Annotated in this window: 15 protein-coding genes, 1 tRNA gene and 1 pseudogene; 7 read left to right on the forward strand and 10 right to left on the reverse strand. The window is 58.2% G+C overall.

The window, feature by feature from the left end; genetic code table 11:
* Positions 1–1,239: 1,239 nt before the first annotated feature.
* Positions 1,240–1,315, reverse strand: a tRNA-Ala gene (locus B3F77_RS03535).
* Between the two features lie 439 nt (positions 1,316–1,754).
* Entirely contained in the window at positions 1,755–2,678 is a 924-nt protein-coding gene (locus tag B3F77_RS03540; RefSeq protein WP_293603620.1) for an SDR family oxidoreductase, read from the reverse strand.
* Positions 2,679–2,751: 73 nt separating this feature from the next.
* On the opposite strand from B3F77_RS03540, the gene B3F77_RS03545 reads away from it, so the two are divergent.
* Together B3F77_RS03545 and B3F77_RS03550 are read left to right on the forward strand one after the other, a co-directional pair.
* Entirely contained in the window at positions 2,752–3,792 is a 1,041-nt protein-coding gene (locus tag B3F77_RS03545; RefSeq protein WP_293603621.1) for a CDP-6-deoxy-delta-3,4-glucoseen reductase, read from the forward strand.
* 169 nt (positions 3,793–3,961) lie between these two features.
* Complete coding sequence (locus B3F77_RS03550; protein ID WP_293603677.1) at positions 3,962–4,882, forward strand: tripartite tricarboxylate transporter substrate binding protein; 921 nt, start codon at positions 3,962–3,964, stop codon at positions 4,880–4,882.
* Positions 4,883–5,064: 182 nt separating this feature from the next.
* Here B3F77_RS03550 and B3F77_RS03555 read toward each other — a convergent pair whose 3' ends face one another.
* From B3F77_RS03555 to B3F77_RS03575, 5 genes are all read right to left on the reverse strand, one after another.
* Positions 5,065–5,781, reverse strand: coding sequence for an ABC transporter ATP-binding protein (locus B3F77_RS03555; protein ID WP_293603622.1), 717 nt, complete (start codon positions 5,779–5,781; stop codon positions 5,065–5,067).
* Positions 5,782–5,833: 52 nt separating this feature from the next.
* The gene (locus tag B3F77_RS03560) at positions 5,834–6,601 is read right to left on the reverse strand and encodes an ABC transporter ATP-binding protein (RefSeq protein ID WP_293603623.1); all 768 of its coding nucleotides are present in this window, start codon (positions 6,599–6,601) and stop codon (positions 5,834–5,836) included.
* 11 nt (positions 6,602–6,612) lie between these two features.
* Complete coding sequence (locus B3F77_RS03565) at positions 6,613–7,698, reverse strand: ABC transporter permease subunit (RefSeq protein ID WP_293603624.1); 1,086 nt, start codon at positions 7,696–7,698, stop codon at positions 6,613–6,615.
* Positions 7,699–7,757: 59 nt separating this feature from the next.
* Positions 7,758–8,687, reverse strand: coding sequence for a branched-chain amino acid ABC transporter permease (locus tag B3F77_RS03570; RefSeq protein ID WP_293603625.1), 930 nt, complete (start codon positions 8,685–8,687; stop codon positions 7,758–7,760).
* Between the two features lie 258 nt (positions 8,688–8,945).
* Positions 8,946–10,277 carry a replication-associated recombination protein A gene (locus tag B3F77_RS03575; protein WP_293603626.1) on the reverse strand — a complete coding sequence of 444 codons (1,332 nt, stop codon included), beginning with the start codon at positions 10,275–10,277 and terminating at the stop codon, positions 8,946–8,948.
* 474 nt (positions 10,278–10,751) lie between these two features.
* Between B3F77_RS03575 and B3F77_RS03580 the strand changes: the two genes are divergently transcribed.
* Both B3F77_RS03580 and B3F77_RS03585 read left to right on the forward strand, forming a co-directional pair.
* A complete protein-coding gene (locus tag B3F77_RS03580) occupies positions 10,752–11,060 on the forward strand; it encodes a high-potential iron-sulfur protein (RefSeq protein WP_293603627.1) in 309 nt (102 codons plus the stop codon).
* Positions 11,061–11,209: 149 nt separating this feature from the next.
* Positions 11,210–11,372, forward strand: a pseudogene (locus B3F77_RS03585) (transposase); the annotation flags it as partial.
* 72 nt (positions 11,373–11,444) lie between these two features.
* On the opposite strand, the gene lolA reads toward B3F77_RS03585, so the two are convergent.
* From lolA to B3F77_RS03600, 3 genes are all read right to left on the reverse strand, one after another.
* Complete coding sequence (gene lolA, locus B3F77_RS03590) at positions 11,445–12,110, reverse strand: outer membrane lipoprotein chaperone LolA (RefSeq protein WP_293603628.1); 666 nt, start codon at positions 12,108–12,110, stop codon at positions 11,445–11,447.
* Positions 12,111–12,115: 5 nt separating this feature from the next.
* Positions 12,116–14,455, reverse strand: a complete 2,340-nt coding sequence (locus tag B3F77_RS03595) for a DNA translocase FtsK (RefSeq protein WP_293603629.1) — start codon at positions 14,453–14,455, stop codon at positions 12,116–12,118.
* Positions 14,456–14,526: 71 nt separating this feature from the next.
* Complete coding sequence (locus B3F77_RS03600; RefSeq protein ID WP_293603630.1) at positions 14,527–15,204, reverse strand: Crp/Fnr family transcriptional regulator; 678 nt, start codon at positions 15,202–15,204, stop codon at positions 14,527–14,529.
* Between the two features lie 162 nt (positions 15,205–15,366).
* Between B3F77_RS03600 and trxB the strand changes: the two genes are divergently transcribed.
* From trxB to rpmG, 3 genes are all read left to right on the forward strand, one after another.
* Complete coding sequence (gene trxB, locus B3F77_RS03605; RefSeq protein ID WP_293603631.1) at positions 15,367–16,311, forward strand: thioredoxin-disulfide reductase; 945 nt, start codon at positions 15,367–15,369, stop codon at positions 16,309–16,311.
* A gap of 185 nt (positions 16,312–16,496) precedes the next feature.
* On the forward strand, positions 16,497–16,730 hold the full coding sequence (rpmB, locus tag B3F77_RS03610; RefSeq protein ID WP_293603632.1) for a 50S ribosomal protein L28: 234 nt from the start codon (positions 16,497–16,499) through the stop codon (positions 16,728–16,730).
* 11 nt (positions 16,731–16,741) lie between these two features.
* On the forward strand, positions 16,742–16,909 hold the full coding sequence (rpmG, locus tag B3F77_RS03615) for a 50S ribosomal protein L33 (RefSeq protein WP_007863188.1): 168 nt from the start codon (positions 16,742–16,744) through the stop codon (positions 16,907–16,909).
* Positions 16,910–17,240 lie beyond the last annotated feature (331 nt).

A 17,240-nucleotide genomic window follows, 5' to 3' on the forward strand; every position in this document is an offset into this window, starting at 1 on the left:
GCTGATGCCCCGCGATCTTGCTGCGGATAGCTGGATAAATGTGGACCTCTTCAAGAATCGGGCGTGGCATAAAGAGCTCCAGAAAAGTTGAATAACGACAGTATGCACCGCCACACGAACCAAAAAATGGCCCGTGCGTAGATGCGCGGGGTAGTTGTCGAATCGGCACCAGAGGCTCTCGCTGCATTAGAGTCCGGGTGGAAGGCGTTGGTGATTGGTTCGGAGGAGAAACTGCTCGTTGAGACTTATAGTGCGGTTTGTCAAGGCGAACACAAGTCGATCAGCATTCGGTTACCGGGTGCGATCGTCGTGGTCATCCCTGAACCTGGGTAGGCGTGGGGATGAAGGGGCGGGGTATACGAGGGATATATGTCTATCGCCCCGGCGTGGTTGGCTCCCTCAATCTGCCGCTTCTGGTTGCACTGGCTGGGTTGGACGCGCTGTTACTGCGCGCAGCTCAAATCCATAGTCGATGGCTTCCAGCAGTCGCTGTTTATTCAGAACGGGCAGCTTGCCTTCATATCCCCCTGGCTACCTTTTTCATCACCGGCATGACCTGTTATTGGCCCAACATCAATACTTGGCAATGTATTGTTGGCTCGCGTCAATAGTGTGTGCCGGACGGAGTGCATGCCAGTGATCTTAAAGAATGGAGTGTTGTCGCGCAGTCCGATCTCTTCAAGGAACTCCCGGAACCATTTTTCGGCCTGCGTGCTGGCACGTCCGTTGTTTGGACTCCAACTCGGAAAGATCTGTTTGGCTCCCCGGCGTTGAAGTGACTCCAGATAGTCCAGAAAGCCGAGTTTGACCAGCGTTGAGGGATGGCTACGTTTCGACGTGAGACCTTGTTCTTGGTGGTCTTTTTTACCCCTTTCTCGCTTTCCGTCATGTTCGTAATCCAGAAATACGGTACACCGCTGTCCGGGTCGTCGAGAATGTCCGTCATTGGATTCAATTGGCAGATTTCGCGAACCCGAGCGCCGGTGAAGAGGCCGATCAATGGTAACGCTTTGGCACGATCACCTGTCTTAAGCGTCCTGGTGAACTCACGCTAGCCAACCATTTTGCGCAACTCGACTGGAACTTGAATGCGGAAGTAGAAATTGTCGCCGCGCCTCTGCATGAATGGGTGAATGTGAGCCATGACTTCCAGAGCGCGCTGTAGCACTCTTATGTAGCAAATTCATAAAAGCTACAAACATCAATGGCTTACAGAACCCACCTCTGAAAACGGGACTGTGGTGGAGAGGAGGAGGATCGAACTCCCGACCTCTGCATTGCGAACGCAGCGCTCTCCCAGCTGAGCTACCCCCCCAACAATTGGCAGTCTAACAATAAATCGGATGCTGGGCCAAATGTTTTTTAGTAGATCGCCAACGAACGATCGTTGTTGCAACTAACAAGGCTTGGCTTTGGGGCTTCAAGGTAGGGGTGGAGTGTGTGAAAGAACTGAATCAGGCTTTGCGCCAGCAACGGAATGGCTGGAGTGAATGCCTACCATGGCACTATCACTCATGACATGTCCAAGACGCAACAGACGAGGACGCTTTTATAAATGACGATGCTTATGACGGTATTTTTCGGAATCAACTTTGCAGAACCTGGCATTCAGGCGGGTTTCAAGCGATTTTTTGGTTCCGGCCGCGCCACGGTGCTCTGCTATAAAAAGAATAGCAAGCACCGCATAAATCCCTGCTGAACTGCGTGAGCATGGCAATGCATGCAGGTGCTTGCAGCTCATCCCGCACGCTGCCTCAAGCGCGCAAACCCGCCGCCACCGTCGGGTAGCGCAGCGCCAGCTTCAGTTCCTTTTTCAGCCGCTGGTTGTCGAGTCGCCGTGACTCGCCCATGAAACTCAGCAGCATCAAGGGCATTTGCTCCTGCGCTGTGCTGCGCGGCAGTCGTGGGGGCCTTGGCAACTGGTAAAGGTCGGCAGCCAGATCAAAGTAGTCGCCCATCTTCATCTGCGTATCGTCGCTGGCATGGGTGATGCGCTGCGGCTTGCCGCGCCACAGGGCTGCCAGGCAGGCTCTGGCCAGGTCGTCGGCATGGATGTGGTTGGTGTAAACGTCGTCCTCCGCCCGCAGCACGGACGTGCCCTTGAGCAGCCGCCCGCGCGGCGTGCCGCCTTCGCGATCGGTCGCATAAATGCCCGGAATGCGCAGAATGTGTACCTGCGTGCCGGTGGCGCGCCCAAACAGGCGCAGGTGGCTTTCTGCATGCACGCGGCGCTGGGAACGCGGTGTGTCGGGATTCACGCGCCGCGTTTCGCTCACCCAGTCGCCCTGGCAGTCGCCATAAACCCCACTGGTCGAACCGTAGACCAGCGAGTACGGCAGGCTGCGTAAGCGCAGGGCGCGCAGCAGGGCCAGCGTGCGGGGATCGCTGCGCCAGTCCGGGTTGTCGCTGGGGGGCGGTGCCAGATGCACCACGCGGGTCGCCAACCCGGCCAGCCGACGCAAGGTGGCGCTGTCATCCAGATTGCCTTGCAAGGGGGTAATGCCCTGCGCACGCAGGGCGGGCATGCGCTCGGCAGACGATGTGAGGGCCATCCGCTTGAGCCGGGAAGGCAACTGGCGGGCCACGCGCTGGCCCACATCACCGCAGCCCACGATCAACACACGCTCACGGCGGAAACGGAAAGGCAGCGCGCCAAGGGGGTTTAGGTTTGAAGGCAAAATTGGGTTTTGCTGGAAAACCAGCCAGGTTAAATGAAAAATTGAACAACAGAACTTGCCAAGGATACCGAATATGAGCTTCAACGTGACCGTGCAACCCAGCGGCAGGGCCTTTATCGTCAATAAGGACGAGGTCTTGCTGGCGGCAGCCATTCGCCAGGGCATTGGCCTGCCTTACGGCTGCAAGGACGGCGCCTGCGGGTCCTGCAAGTGCAAGAAGCTCGAAGGCACCGTGACCCTTGGTGCACACCAGCTCAAGGCCTTGTCGCCCGAAGAAGAAGCCAATGGCTTTATTCTGACCTGCTGCGCCACGGCGCATACCGACGTGGTCATCGAATCGCGCCAGGTGACCGACGAGAGCGCCTTTCCCGTCAAGAAAATGCCTGCGCGTGTGAGCAGCCTGGCGCGTGTCTCGCACGACGTGATGGTGATTCGCCTGCAGTTGCCCGCCAGCGACGTGTTCAAGTACCACGCCGGTCAATACGTGGAATTTCTGCTGCGTGATGGTGACCGCCGTGCCTACTCCATGGCCAACGCACCGCATACCCAGGCCGACAACCCGAGCGTGGAATTGCACATTCGCCACATGCCGGGCGGCAAATTCACCGAGCACGTGTTCAGCACGATGAAAGAGAAAGAAATTTTGCGGATTGAAGGGCCTTATGGCAGCTTTTTCCTGCGCGAAGACAGCAACAAGCCCATGGTACTGCTGGCTTCCGGCACGGGCTTTGCGCCGATCAAGGCGCTGATCGAACACATGCAGTACAAGAACATCATGCGCCCCGCCGTGCTGTACTGGGGCGGGCGCCGCCCGGCCGACCTGTACATGAATGACTGGGTACTGGCCAAAGTGGCCGAGATGCCCCACCTGAAATACGTCCCGGTGATCTCCGACGCCTTGCCTGAAGACCACTGGACCGGCCGCACCGGTTTTGTTCACAAAACGGTTCTGGAAGATTTTTCAGACCTGTCTGGCCACCAGGTCTATGCCTGCGGCGCGCCGATTGTGGTGGACTCGGCCCGCGCCGAATACAGCGCGCTGGCGGGCTTACCGGCCGAAGAGTTTTACGCCGACTCGTTCACCACGGAGGCCGACAAGGCCAAGGCCGCTTAACACGCCTTAAGACTGGGGAATGCGACCACACCGGGCCGTCTTACTTTTTTTGCACAATACGCCTATGAAACCTCATCCAACCACCCCCCGCATGTTCAGCCTGAAATCACTCGTCACGAGCGCCGCGCTGCTTGCGGGCGCCCTCACGGCCGCGTTGGCGCCGCCCGCCATGGCGCAAAGCGCCACGCCATCCAACAAGATCATGCGCATCATCGTGCCTTACGCGCCCGGTGGCCCGATTGACGTGACAGCCCGCCTGCTGGCCGAGCGCGTGAAGGACACGCTCGGCACCGTGATCATCGAAAACCGTCCCGGGGCCGGTGGCAACATCGGCGTGGACGCGATTGCCAAGGCGCCGCCCGATGGGCTGACCGTTGGCATTGCCGCCGTAGCCACGCATGCCATCAACCCGTGGCTCTACAGCAAGATGCCCTACAACGCGGCCACCGACTTTGCGCCCATCACGCAAATGGTGCGTGTGCCCAATGTGCTGGTCATGAATGCCGACACGGCGCGGCGCCTGAACATCAACACGCTGGCCGATCTCATCCAATATGCCAAAGCCAACCCGGCCAAGCTCAACTATGCCAGCGGCGGCAACGGCAGTGCGGGCCACCTGGCCGGTGAAATGTTCAAGGCGCAGGCCGGTATCTTTGCACTGCATATTCCGTACAACGGCGGCAACCCGGCACAACTGGCCTTGCTGAGCGGCCAGGTCGATTTCAATTTTGACAACCTCGCCACCGCCTCCGCCAACATCAAGGCCGGCAAGCTCAAGGCGCTGGCTGTGACAACTGCCAAACGCAGCGCTGCACTGCCCGACATTCCTGCGATGGCCGAAACCCTCAAAGGGTTTGAGATCGACACCTGGTGGGGACTGGTCGCACCGGCCGCTACGCCGAAGGACGTGGTGGCCAGACTCAACCAGGCTTTTGTTGCCGCACTGAACTCGCCCGAGGTCAAAACCCGCTTTGCCATGCTGATGGCGGAACCGGTCGCGAATATGCCGGAGCAGTTCGGCGCCTTCATGAAAAGCGAACGGGCGAAGTATGAAAAAGTGGTGAAGGCATCAGGCGCCAGGGTAGATTGAATTAAATAGTCTTTTATGGCTCTAGACCACTGAATACGGGCGCATGCAGCTATTGAATTGATAGCATTTAACCTGGCTGACATGCCGGGTCTCGCCGTGGCTTTCCAGCAAAGTGAGCCGCTACAAAATCAATAGCTACTCAGGAAGACAAAACGGGAGCTAGAGCCCTAAAGCACTTAAAACTACTCGCCCAAATAAGCCGCGCGAACCCGCGGATCGTTGAGCAATTCTTTGGCGTCGCCGTTCATGGTGACGTTACCCGACTCCATGACATAGCCCCGGTTCGCAATGCCTAGCGCGCGGCTGGCGTTTTGCTCAACGAGCAGGATGGTCACGCCGCGCGCAGAGACGTCGCGCACCACCTCAAAAACCTTGTCCACCATGATGGGCGACAGCCCCATGGACGGTTCATCGAGCAGCAACACCTTGGGTCGGCTCATCAGCCCGCGGCCCATCGCCAGCATCTGCTGCTCACCGCCGGACAGGGTACCCGCCAACTGGTCCTTGCGCTCACGCAGGCGCGGGAACAGCTCAAACATCTTCTCGATGTCGGCGGCTATTTCCTGCTTGTCGTTGCGGATATAGGCGCCCATCTTCAGGTTTTCGGCAATGGTCATGCGGGTGAACACACCGCGGCCCTCAGGCACCATGGCCAGACCTTCTTTCACCAGATCCCATGCACCGCGGCCCCTGATGCTTTTGCCCAGGTATTCGATGTCACCCTCCAGCATCGGCAGAGTGCCGGTAATGGCTTTCATGGTGGTGGTTTTGCCGGCGCCATTGGAGCCGATCAGGGTCACCAGTTCGCCCTCGTTGACTTCAAAGTCAATGCCCTTGACCGCCTGGATGCCGCCGTAGGCCACTTTGAGGCCCTTCACTTTAAGCAGTGTGTTTGCCATTGTTATTTCCTTGCGGGATAGACCTTTAGCTCTGCCCCCAACTGTTTAAGACTCAATGACCTGTGCCCAGATAGGCGGTAATCACTTTTTCGTTTTTCTGCACGTCGGCGGGCGCCCCTTCGGCAATCTGCTTGCCGTAGTCGAGCACGGTCACGCGGTCGCACAGGCCCATGACCAGTTTCACGTCGTGCTCAATCAGCAGGATGGTGCGGTTGTCCTTGCGGATCCGGTCTATCAGTTCGCGCAGTTGCACTTTTTCAGTGGCGTTCATGCCGGCGGCCGGCTCGTCCAGCGCAATCAGCTGTGGATCGGTGGCGAGCGCCCGGGCGATCTCCAGACGTCGCTGGTCGCCATAGCTCAGTGTCCGCGCCTTGAAGTCGGCGTACTTGCCGATGCCCACGTAATCCAGCAACTCCTGGGAACGCTTGGCAATGGCGGCTTCTTCCTGCTTGAAGCCCGGGGTGCGAAAAACCGCGCCCAACAGGCCCGAGTAGGTACGTATGTGGCGACCAACCATCACGTTCTCAAGTGCCGTCATGTCCGCAAACAGGCGGATGTTCTGAAAGGTGCGGGCAATGCCCGCTTTGGCCACTTCATGCACCGCCGTGGGCTTGTAGGGCTTGCCGGCCAGTTCAAACGTGCCACTGTCCGGCGTATAAAGGCCGGTCAGCACATTGAAGAACGTGGTTTTGCCGGCACCGTTGGGGCCAATCAGGCCATAGACCTGTCCGCGCTGAATATGAATACCCACATCGCTGAGGGCCTGCAAACCGCCAAAGCGTTTGGAAACACCGGCAACTTTAAGAATGGTTTCGCTCATGTCCATTCTCCTTAGCTTTTAATGGGCTTGACCAACGACTTGCCGTGCTCTGACGAGGGCCACAGACCGCGCGGACGCATCAGCATGATGATGATCATGGCCAGCGCAATCAACAGCTGGCGCAAGATGGCAGAGTCCAGCCGGCCATCGGTCATGGCCTGCAGCGGCCCAGCCACATAGCGCAGCACCTCCGGCAGCGCTGCCAGCATCAGCGCGCCCAGAATCACGCCGGGCAAATGGCCGATGCCGCCCAACACCACCATGGCCACAATCATGATCGACTCCATCAGGCTGAACGACTCGGGGGAGACAAAACCCTGGAAGGCCGCAAACATCGAACCCGACACGCCGCCAAACGTGGCACCCATGCCGAACGCCAGCAGCTTCAGGTTGCGGGTGTTGATGCCCATGGCCTTGGCGGCAATTTCGTCTTCACGAATCGCCATCCAGGCACGGCCGACGCGTGAATTTTCCAGCCGGTGGCAAATGATGACCGAAACGATCACTAACGCCAGAAAGAGGTAGTAGTACATCGAGACCGAGGTGACCTCAAACCCGAAGAATTGATGGGACTTGCCCAGATCGAGGCCAAAAAACTTCATGGAGTCGATTTGGTTGATGCCTTTGGGTCCGTTGGTCAGGTTGATCGGACGGTCCAGGTTGTTCAGGAACACCCGGATGATTTCACCAAAGCCGAGCGTCACGATGGCCAGGTAGTCACCGCGCAGCTTGAGCGTCGGCGCGCCCAGCAACACACCAAACAGCCCTGCCACCGCGGCAGCGACCGGAATGGTGGCCCAGATCGGCAGATGCAGGCCATTGGGAAAGGCCGCTGCAATGGACGGAAAGGCTTCTGCCAGATGGGGCGAGCCGAGCAGCGCAAACAGATAGGCACCCACCGCGAAAAATGCAACATAGCCCAGGTCCAGCAGACCGGCGTAGCCGACCACAATGTTGAGCCCGAGCGCCAGCATCACATAGAGCAGCGACATGTCCAAAATGCGTACCCAGGCGTTGCCGCCTTGCTGCAGCAACAGAGGCAGCACCAGCAGCGCGGCTGCGGCCATTAAAAAAGTAAGCAGTTTGTTGGGTTTCATCAGAATTTCTCCTTAACTCTCAGCGGGGTATCGGCTTGAACAGCAGCGCAAGGGCAGGCTCACGCCCGGTCGGCCACACGTTCACCCAGCAAGCCCGATGGCCGGAGCGTGAGCACAAAAATCAGCACGATAAAGGCAAAAATATCGGAGTACTGGCTGCCCAGCACGCCACCGGTCAGCGGACCGATGTAGCCGGCACCGATGGATTCAATCAGCCCCAGCAAAATGCCGCCCAGCACGGCACCACCCAGGTTGCCGATGCCGCCAAACACGGCGGCGGTAAAGGCCTTGAGGCCGGGCAAAAAGCCCATGGTGTGCTGGACCGTTCCGTAGTTGGAGGCATACATCACGCCCGCCAGCGCGGCCAGAACGGCACCGATGATGAAGGTGGCGGAAATGACGGTATCGGGCCGCACCCCCATCAGCGCCGCAACGCGCGGGTTCTCGGCGGTGGCCCGCATGGCACGCCCCAGCTTGGTGTAGTGCACCAGCCACATCAGCACCGACAGCGAAACCGCTGTGGCGCCCAAAATGAAAAGCTGAGTCACGGTAATCACGGCGCCGCCGAACTGGTAGGGCTCGGGGGGCAGCAGCGTGGGATAGGGCTTGTAGTTGGGCTTCCAGATGATCATGGCCAGCGTCTGCAGCAGCAGCGACATGCCGATGGCGGTGATCAGTGGCGCCAGTCTGGGCGAATTGCGCAGGGGCCGGTAGGCAATTTTTTCAATCGCGAAATTCAGCGCCCCGCACACAACGAAGGCTATCAACAGTGAAATCAGCAAAATCAGCCACCCCGGTGCGCCTGGCATGGCTTCCTGCATCCAGCCGATGACGGTCCAGCTGGTGAGCGCGCCCACCATCAAGACCTCGCCATGCGCAAAATTGATCAGGCTGATAATGCCGTACACCATGGTGTAGCCCAGGGCGATCAGGGCATACATGCTGCCCAGGACCAGACCATTGATGATCTGCTGTAGCAATACGTCCATAACTCTCTCCATTTGATTGAAATTGCCAACTCCGCTTGGCGACCGCGAACCAATGGGATCACCACGGGATCACGCGAGTTAACAAAAAGCCCGCCTGTCCAAGCCAGATAACTGGCGTGCATGGCGAGCTGATTCGCGAATTGTAGCCACGCCGCTCAAGCGAGAATCGGGCCAACGTAGCGGTTTTCGCGGGGTTTACCCTTGCGAAATTTTATTTCTTCGGCCGAATCGGGCTTTATCAGCAGCTTTTGTTTTTCATTAGTTTTTCTGGTTGTTCTTTAATTTCAACTCATTCAACTTATCGGAAATCCTGATCTCCAGGCCGCGGTTGACGGGTCGGTAAAACCCGGGCGTAGCCATGCCTTCGGGGAAATAATTTTCACCCGCGGCAAAACCGTCTTCTTCATCGTGGGCGTAGCGATAGTTTTTGCCGTAATCCAGCTCTTTCATGAGCCGGGTTGGCGCATTGCGTAAATGCAGGGGCACCGGGCGCGTGCCGTCTTTCTTGATGAAGGCCTTGGCTTCATTGAACGCCTTGTACACCGCGTTGGACTTGGGCGCAACGGCCAGATAGACCACACATTGGGCCAGCGCCAGCTCACCTTCCGGTGAACCCAGCCGTTCATAGACCTCGGCGGCATCCAGCGCCAGCCGCAATGCGCGCGGGTCGGCCAGCCCGATGTCTTCGCTGGCCATGCGAATGAGCCGACGCGCCATGTACCGGGGCTCCGCACCGCCATCGAGCATGCGCATGAACCAGTAGAGTGCAGCATCAGGGTCGGAACCGCGCACGGATTTGTGCAGCGCCGAAATGGTGTCGTAAAACTGCTCGCCCCCTTTGTCGTAGCGGCGCAGGCGCTCGCCCAGCACCTTGAGCAACCAGGCGTCGGTCACCTCGGTGATCTTCTCGCTGCGAGCCGCCACGTTGAGGGATTCCAGCGTATTGAGCAGACGCCGGGCATCGCCGTCAGCGTAGGCAATCAGCCGTTCAACGGCCTCATTTGCTATTTTTTCGATAGCTGGTAGCGCACGTTCCACAAGGACCTTGGCTATTATTTGCTTAAGATCAACCTCTGAAAGCGGTTGTAGCACATACACCACGGCGCGCGACAGCAGGGCCGAATTGACTTCAAACGAGGGGTTTTCCGTGGTGGCACCAATAAAGGTAAACAGGCCGCTTTCCACATGCGGCAAAAAGGCGTCCTGCTGGCTTTTGTTGAAGCGGTGTACCTCATCAACGAATACGATGGTGCGCTTACCACTCCCATCGCCCTGCCCTTGCCAGACGGTGGCCTGCTCGACCGCTTCGCGAATGTCCTTGACGCCACCGAGCACGGCTGAAATGGTGATGAAGTGCGCATCAAAACTGCTGGCCATCAGACGGGCGATGGTGGTTTTTCCCACGCCGGGCGGGCCCCACAAAATGCAGCTGTGCGGCTGGCCCGACTCAAACGCGATGCGCAGCGGCATGCCGCCCCCCAACAAATGCTGCTGGCCGACGACTTCGCCCAAGCTCTTCGGGCGCAGGCGCTCGGCCAGGGGTGAGTGGGTGACGGACGCGTCCATACCGTCCTTGCTCGCAGGTGTCATGCGGCGTCCGGCAGGGTGATCAGGCGAGGCGGGCTTTTGATGAGAATGTGGGTGTAAATCATGGTGGTGGTGACATGGCAGTGCGCGGACACAAGCAGCCCAACTCAGTGCGGATACTGTACTGTAGCGTGCGAACGTGCGTACCCGCCTAGCTCTTGCCGTTGAGGGCGTGTTGCCGCGACGGCGCGGACAGGATGATGGCGCGCCATGCTTGTTCTGGCTGACAGCGAGAACCGTTATACGATTTCCACAGCTACTGCTTCGCCGAGGCCTTAACAAGCTGTGTATCCCGAGTCCCTGTTTTCAAATACCGAGTTCCAAACAAGAGTTTCCTGTTGGCTGTAGACTTGAACTCGCGAAGACATGGACTGGCCTCGATTCGTTTCAATCCCCAAATCCCGGTCAATGCTTTGTCGACACGACGGCTTGTCCGTCTCCGGCTATCTTTCATTTTAATTTCTAAGGACCCCCATCATGAATTCAAATCGCAGAACCTTTGTTATTCAATCCGTCGTCGGTGCGAGTGTTTTGGCCACTGCCAGCCTTGCTCAGGCCCAAGCCATGGTGGTGGAGAGTGATGCACAAGCCACGGCGCTAGGCTATAAAGCTGACGCAAGCAAGGCCGACAAGGTCAAGTACCCCAAGTATGCTGCGGATCAGCAGTGCGGTACCTGCGCACTCTATCAAGGCAAGGCTGGTGCCGCTACCGGCGGCTGTCCGCTGTTTGCCGGCAAGCAGGTATCAGCCAAAGGCTGGTGCAGCGCCTGGGCGAAGAAGGCCTGACATCTGACGCGCCTGGTTTGCTGATTGCAGCAGCGATTGTGGAGGTCAGGCTGATCTTCTCAGTCGCCGTGACTCCGTCAATTTTCAAGGTTTCGCCGCAGAAATGAGCCCGCGTCAGGCTTGAAGGCTCCAAGCAATGCCTCTGCTGGCGAAAATTACCCACGGTGACCGTCTCATGGCGCAGAGCCGGTCGCACATGATTCCATTTTTTGCGTTTCCGCCAGAGCTACGCTGGGTGATTCACACCACTAACGCGAATGAGAGCATCAACGCGCGCTGCGCTTTGATCTCAAGACCCGAAGACACTTTCCGGGAATCAATTGGCGATTCTCTTTGAAGACAGGTTCACAACCCCCCGCCAACAAAGACGCCAAAGCGCTTCTATCACTGCCTGATCACATCCGCCCCCTTGGGCGGTTTGAACTGAAAAGTGTCCGCTGGAAGATTCGGGTTGACCTCCACCTTGCTGAAGCTCAGCATCGAACGCTGGCCAAAGCTGTCGAGAATTTCCAGCGCAGCCAGTTCAGTCGATTTTCCGGCGGACTTGTCACTTGCTTGGCCCGCGCGAAAACCCACGCGCACAGCCTGCAGCTGGCCATCTTTGGCCTTGGGCGTAGCCACCACCCATTGCAGGCCGTCCTTGTCAGGTGCGGCTGCCAGGATAAAGTCAGCCTGCAGGGCTCGCAGGTCGGGCGCGGCGGCAATCAGGGCTGCGGGGGTGGAGCCCAGAGCGCTGGATTGCTTGCGCGCGGTCACCTGGTTCAGGTCTGCGTCGTATAGCCATAGCGTCTGGCCGTCGGCCACGATGCTTTGCTCGAAGGGCTTTTTGTAGATGAACCTGAAGCGGTTGGGCCGGGAAAACGCAAACGTGCCACTCGATGTCTTGCTGCGCGTGCTCTGGCCTTCCTTGGCCGGAGCAGTGACCACCTGGGTGAACTCCGCGCGGCCGCTACTCACCGTTTTCACGAATGTTTCAAGACTTTCCAGGCCATTGGCCCTTGCAGACAGGACGCATCCAGCTATTAAAAAAGTAGCAAGCAGATTCTTCATGAAATTCACTCCGCCCGTGTAGGCACCAGGATTTCGCGCTGGCCGCTGCCGCTCATGGCACTAACCAGTCCGGCGTTTTCCATCTCTTCCACCAGGCGCGCGGCGCGGTTGTAGCCGATTTTGAGGTGGCGCTGCACCAGCGAGATGCTGGCCTTGCGGTTCTTGAGCACCACTTCCACGGCCTGGTCGTACATCGGGTCTTTCTCGCCGCCGCTGGCTTCGCCAACCAAATCACCGCCCTCGCCATCGACCATGCCGCCTTCAAGCACACCCTCGATGTAGTTAGGTTCGCCCTGCTGCTTGAGGTAGGCGACCACACGGTGCACTTCGTCATCACTGACAAAGGCGCCATGCACCCGGATCGGGAAGCCCGTGCCGCTGGGCATGTAGAGCATGTCGCCCATGCCCAGCAAGGCCTCGGCACCCATCTGGTCAAGGATGGTGCGGCTGTCAATTTTGCTACTGACCTGGAACGACAGGCGCGTCGGGATGTTGGCCTTGATCAGGCCGGTGATCACGTCGACGCTGGGGCGTTGCGTCGCCAGCACCAGGTGAATGCCGGCGGCACGGGCTTTTTGCGCCAGCCGCGCAATCAGCTCTTCAATCTTCTTGCCCACCACCATCATCAGGTCGGCCAGCTCGTCAATCACCACCACGATATAAGGCAGGCGTTCCAGAGGTTCGGGCTGCTCGGGCGTCAGGCTGAACGGGTTGTAGAGGAATTCGCCGCGCGCCTTGGCTTCATCAATCTTGACGTTGTAGCCCGCCAGATTGCGTACGCCCAGCTTGCTCATCAGCTTGTAGCGCTTTTCCATTTCGGCAACGCACCAAGTCAGGCCGTAGGCGGCTTGCCGCATGTCGGTCACCACCGGGCATAACAAATGCGGAATGCCTTCGTAGGCACTCATCTCCAGCATCTTTGGATCGATAAGAAGCAGGCGCACATCGCGCGCATCGGCCTTGTACAGCAGGCTCAAAATCATCGCGTTGATGCCCACCGACTTGCCCGAACCGGTGGTGCCGGCAACGAGGCAGTGCGGCATTTTGGCCAGATCGGCCACCACGGCATTGCCGGCGATGTCCTTGCCCAGACCGATCGTGAGCATTGATTTGGCTTCGTTGTAGACCTGTGAGCCCAGAATTTCACTGAGCCTGATCGACTGCCGTTTGGCGTTGGGCAACTCCAGCGCCATGTAGTTTTTACCGGGAATGGTCTCAATCACGCGGATGGACACCAGGCTCAGGGCACGGGCCAGATCCTTGGCCAGGTTGACCACCTGCGAGCCCTTCACACCTGTGGCGGGCTCGATTTCATAGCGGGTGATGACCGGACCGGGTGCCGCGGCCACCACACGCACCTCGACACCAAAGTCCCTGAGCTTTTTCTCGATCAGCCGCGACGTCATTTCCAGGGTCTCTGGTGCCACGCTTTCCTGCCGCTGCAGCGCACCGTCGAGCAAGTCCACTTGCGGCAGCTTGGAGTCGGGCATCTCGCTGAACAGCGGCTTTTGCCGCTCTTTCGCCACCCGCTCGCTTTTCGGAATATCAGCCAACGTCGGCTCAATCAGGACCGGCACCGGGTGATGTTCTTCAATCTCGATGCGTTCGCCCGTCAGTGTTTCTTCACGCTCGCGGGCGGCCAGCTTTCCAAGGGCCAGGTCTTCGGCGATCTCGCGTTTTTCACGACGCGAGTCAATGAGGTTGTCAATCCAGGCACCAAGCGCCAAGGCGACACGGGCCCACGAGAAATTGAAGACGCTAGAGACGGCAATGACACCCAATGCGATGAAGACCAAACCGGAGCCTGCAAAACCCAGCCACTTGACGCCCAGGTTGCCGACCAGATAGCCGAGCACCCCGCCCGCATGGCCGGGTAGCCTGAATTCAAAACGGTAAAGCCGCGACCACTCCAGCGCAGCACTGGCGACCAGCAACAGCAAAAGACCCAGCCAGAACCTGATGCGGCCAGCCTGCCGGGATGCCTCAAGAGTCAGCGGTTCGCCGCGCAGCCCGCGCGCCAGCGATGACAACCAGACCTGGCTGCCCGCAGCCAGCGCCCACCAGACAGAAAAACCCAGCAGGAAATAACTGGCGTCTGCAACCCAAGCACCCACACGCCCGCCCCAGTTTCGGGCTGCAACTTGCGCACCGGCCACAGCCTCGGCACTGCCAGAGGTCGACCAGGCAGCATCCTGCGGCGAGTAGCTCAGCATTGCAGCCAGCCAGAAAATCAGGCCAAGCAGGCCCAGAATGAGGCTGACTTCGTGGGTGAAGCGTTTAATGCCGCCGGGCGCGCCCGCAGCAGGGGAATTTCTGGAGTTCAGGGTATCAAGTGAGTAAGTCATAAACCGGCTCAGAGCTTACCGCAGTTGGGTACGGACAGGCGGACCGACGGGTCAAAACAGCAAGCGGGCAGTCAACCCAGCGAATGGAGGCGTTCTTTCACCAGAAGGGTTCCGTCATCGCGGGTTTCAATGAATCCGCGCTCTGCGAGGTCTTTCATCACCCGGCTGACCATCTCGCGTGAGGCTCCTACCATCTTGGCCATATCCTGGCGCGAGACCTTGTCGCGGATCACGGCGTTGCCTTCGCCGTCCTCGCTGGCAGATTCCAGCAGCGCACGGGCCACACGGCCGTAGACGTCCATCAGCGCCAGCGATTCAATTTTGTGGTCCGCATGGCGCAGACGCTGCACCAGCCCCCTCAACACCGCATAGGCCATGGAACTGTTCTCGGGCAGGCAACGTGCAAACTCTGGCCGACCAAGTATCAGGGCGTCAGTTTGAATCTCTGCGCATACTGAGGCTGAATGCGGTTCATCGTCAATCAGACTCATCTCGCCCACATAATCACCAGGGTGCATGGTGGCCAGTATGACCTCACGGCCCCGGGCGTCGGTGGTTATCACACGCGCACGGCCCGTGAGAATGATGGACAGGGCATTGGATTTTTTGCCCTGTTCCACAATAGGCTCGCCACGTTTAAAACGGCGCTTGACTACCGTATCGGCCACGGACTCCGCCTGGCTGACTGTCAGCATGGAAAAAATAGGCACCCGGCGAATCAATTCCAGGTTGGATACCATTGTCGTCATATCAACTCTCTCCAAACCTCACAGCCAACAGCAAGTCGCGTGAGTTCTTACAATGGCATTTAGCTCGCAAAACAACAAATGCTGTCAAAGTTTGCCCTTGCGGCGCACTCGTACGACCTGACTCTACATGACTTCTAACATTTTCCAAATCAGTTTTTCATCATGAAACATTCCAAAGTCCTCATTCTCGGCTCAGGCCCTGCAGGCTACACCGCAGCGGTGTATGCAGCGCGTGCCAACCTCAACCCCGTACTGATTACCGGAATTGCGCAGGGTGGCCAACTCATGACCACAACGGATGTCGACAACTGGCCGGCTGACGTGCATGGCGTGCAGGGGCCGGACCTGATGCAACGCTTCCTGGCGCATGCAGAGCGCTTCAAGACCGAAATTATTTTTGATCACATCAACCAGGTCGATCTCAGCAAGCGCCCCTTCACGCTGACGGGTGACAGCGGCACTTACACCTGCGACGCACTGATCATCGCCACCGGTGCTTCCGCCAAATACCTGGGGCTGGAATCGGAAACGGCGTTCATGGGCCGCGGCGTTTCCGGCTGTGCCACCTGCGACGGATTCTTTTACCGCGACCAGGAGGTCTGCGTCGTGGGTGGCGGCAACACGGCTGTGGAAGAAGCGCTGTATCTGTCCAACATTGCCAGCAAAGTCACGCTGGTGCATCGCCGCGACAAATTCAAGGCCGAAGCCATCCTGCTCGACAAACTTCATGAAAAAGTGGCTGCAGGCAAGATTGAACTCAAACTTCACAACACCCTGGACGAGGTGCTCGGGGATGCTTCGGGCGTGACTGGCGTGCGGCTGAAAAGCAGCCAAAACGGCGCCACGGAAGACATCGCGCTCAAAGGCTGTTTTATCGCCATCGGCCACCAACCCAATACCGACATTTTTGCCGGGCAACTGGAGATGAAAGACGGCTACATCCTCACTAAAACCGGTCAGCAGGGCCTTGCCACCATGACCAGCGTGCCAGGCGTGTTCGCCGCCGGTGACGTGCAGGACCATATATACCGCCAGGCCATCACCAGTGCGGGTACCGGCTGCATGGCGGCGCTGGATGCCCAGCGATTTCTGGAGCAAAGCGTTTAAACAGCGGGCACAATCGCCCTTTTGCGGGCCTTTCGCAGGCCTTCTTGGAGCCACAGAGCGCCTGTTTTTAATAACTCCATTTTCAGGCTATAATTTATGGCTTAGCTGAGCATTCGTATGATCCGTACAGCACGGATTCCTGCAGTTGCCAGCATCCGATTTCTAATTTTTTACGGAGAGTGCTCATGGCACGCGTCTGTCAGGTAACGGGCAAAGCCCCAATGGTGGGAAACAAAGTTTCTCACGCCAACAACAAAACCAAGCGCCGGTTCATGCCTAATCTGCAGTACCGCCGCATCTGGGTCGAGAGCGAAAACCGCTGGGTGCGTCTGCGCATTACCAGTGCCGGTCTGCGCTTGATTGATAAAAAAGGCATCGACGCGGTCCTAGTGGACCTTCGTGCCCGCGGTGAAGTCTAAGGAGAACCATCATGGCTAAAGGCGCACGCGAAAAAATCAAGCTGGAGTCCACTGCCGGCACGGGTCACTTTTACACGACCACCAAAAACAAGAAAACCACGCCCGACAAAATGCTGATCATGAAATTTGATCCAAAAGCACGAAAACACGTGGAATACAAAGAAATCAAACTGAAGTAAATTCGTCTGATTTCTGCGACGCCCTGCGTTGCCCAAAAAACCCGCTGCATCACAGCGGGTTTTTTTATGTCTGCTCGTCTCCTGATGCCGCCGCTAGCCAGACAATCAGCTGACCTGCAAAGACCACGGCTGGCAACGATAACACCAGGGGCCGGAGTGCCACTTTCGCTGCACTCTTTTACTAGCATGCGCCCTCGCCTGTCCGCCTCAACACAGTGACCCTGAGCCAGACAAATGAGTTACCTGACTACCTACCCAGCCACAAATAACAAAGCCGCCTCAGCGAAATATCGCTGAGGCGGCTTTGAAAAATTTCAGCTCAAATAGTCTG

This window comes from Polaromonas sp. UBA4122 (assembly GCA_002381615.1).
In the GTDB taxonomy this organism is placed as follows: Bacteria; Pseudomonadota; Gammaproteobacteria; order Burkholderiales; family Burkholderiaceae_C; genus Polaromonas.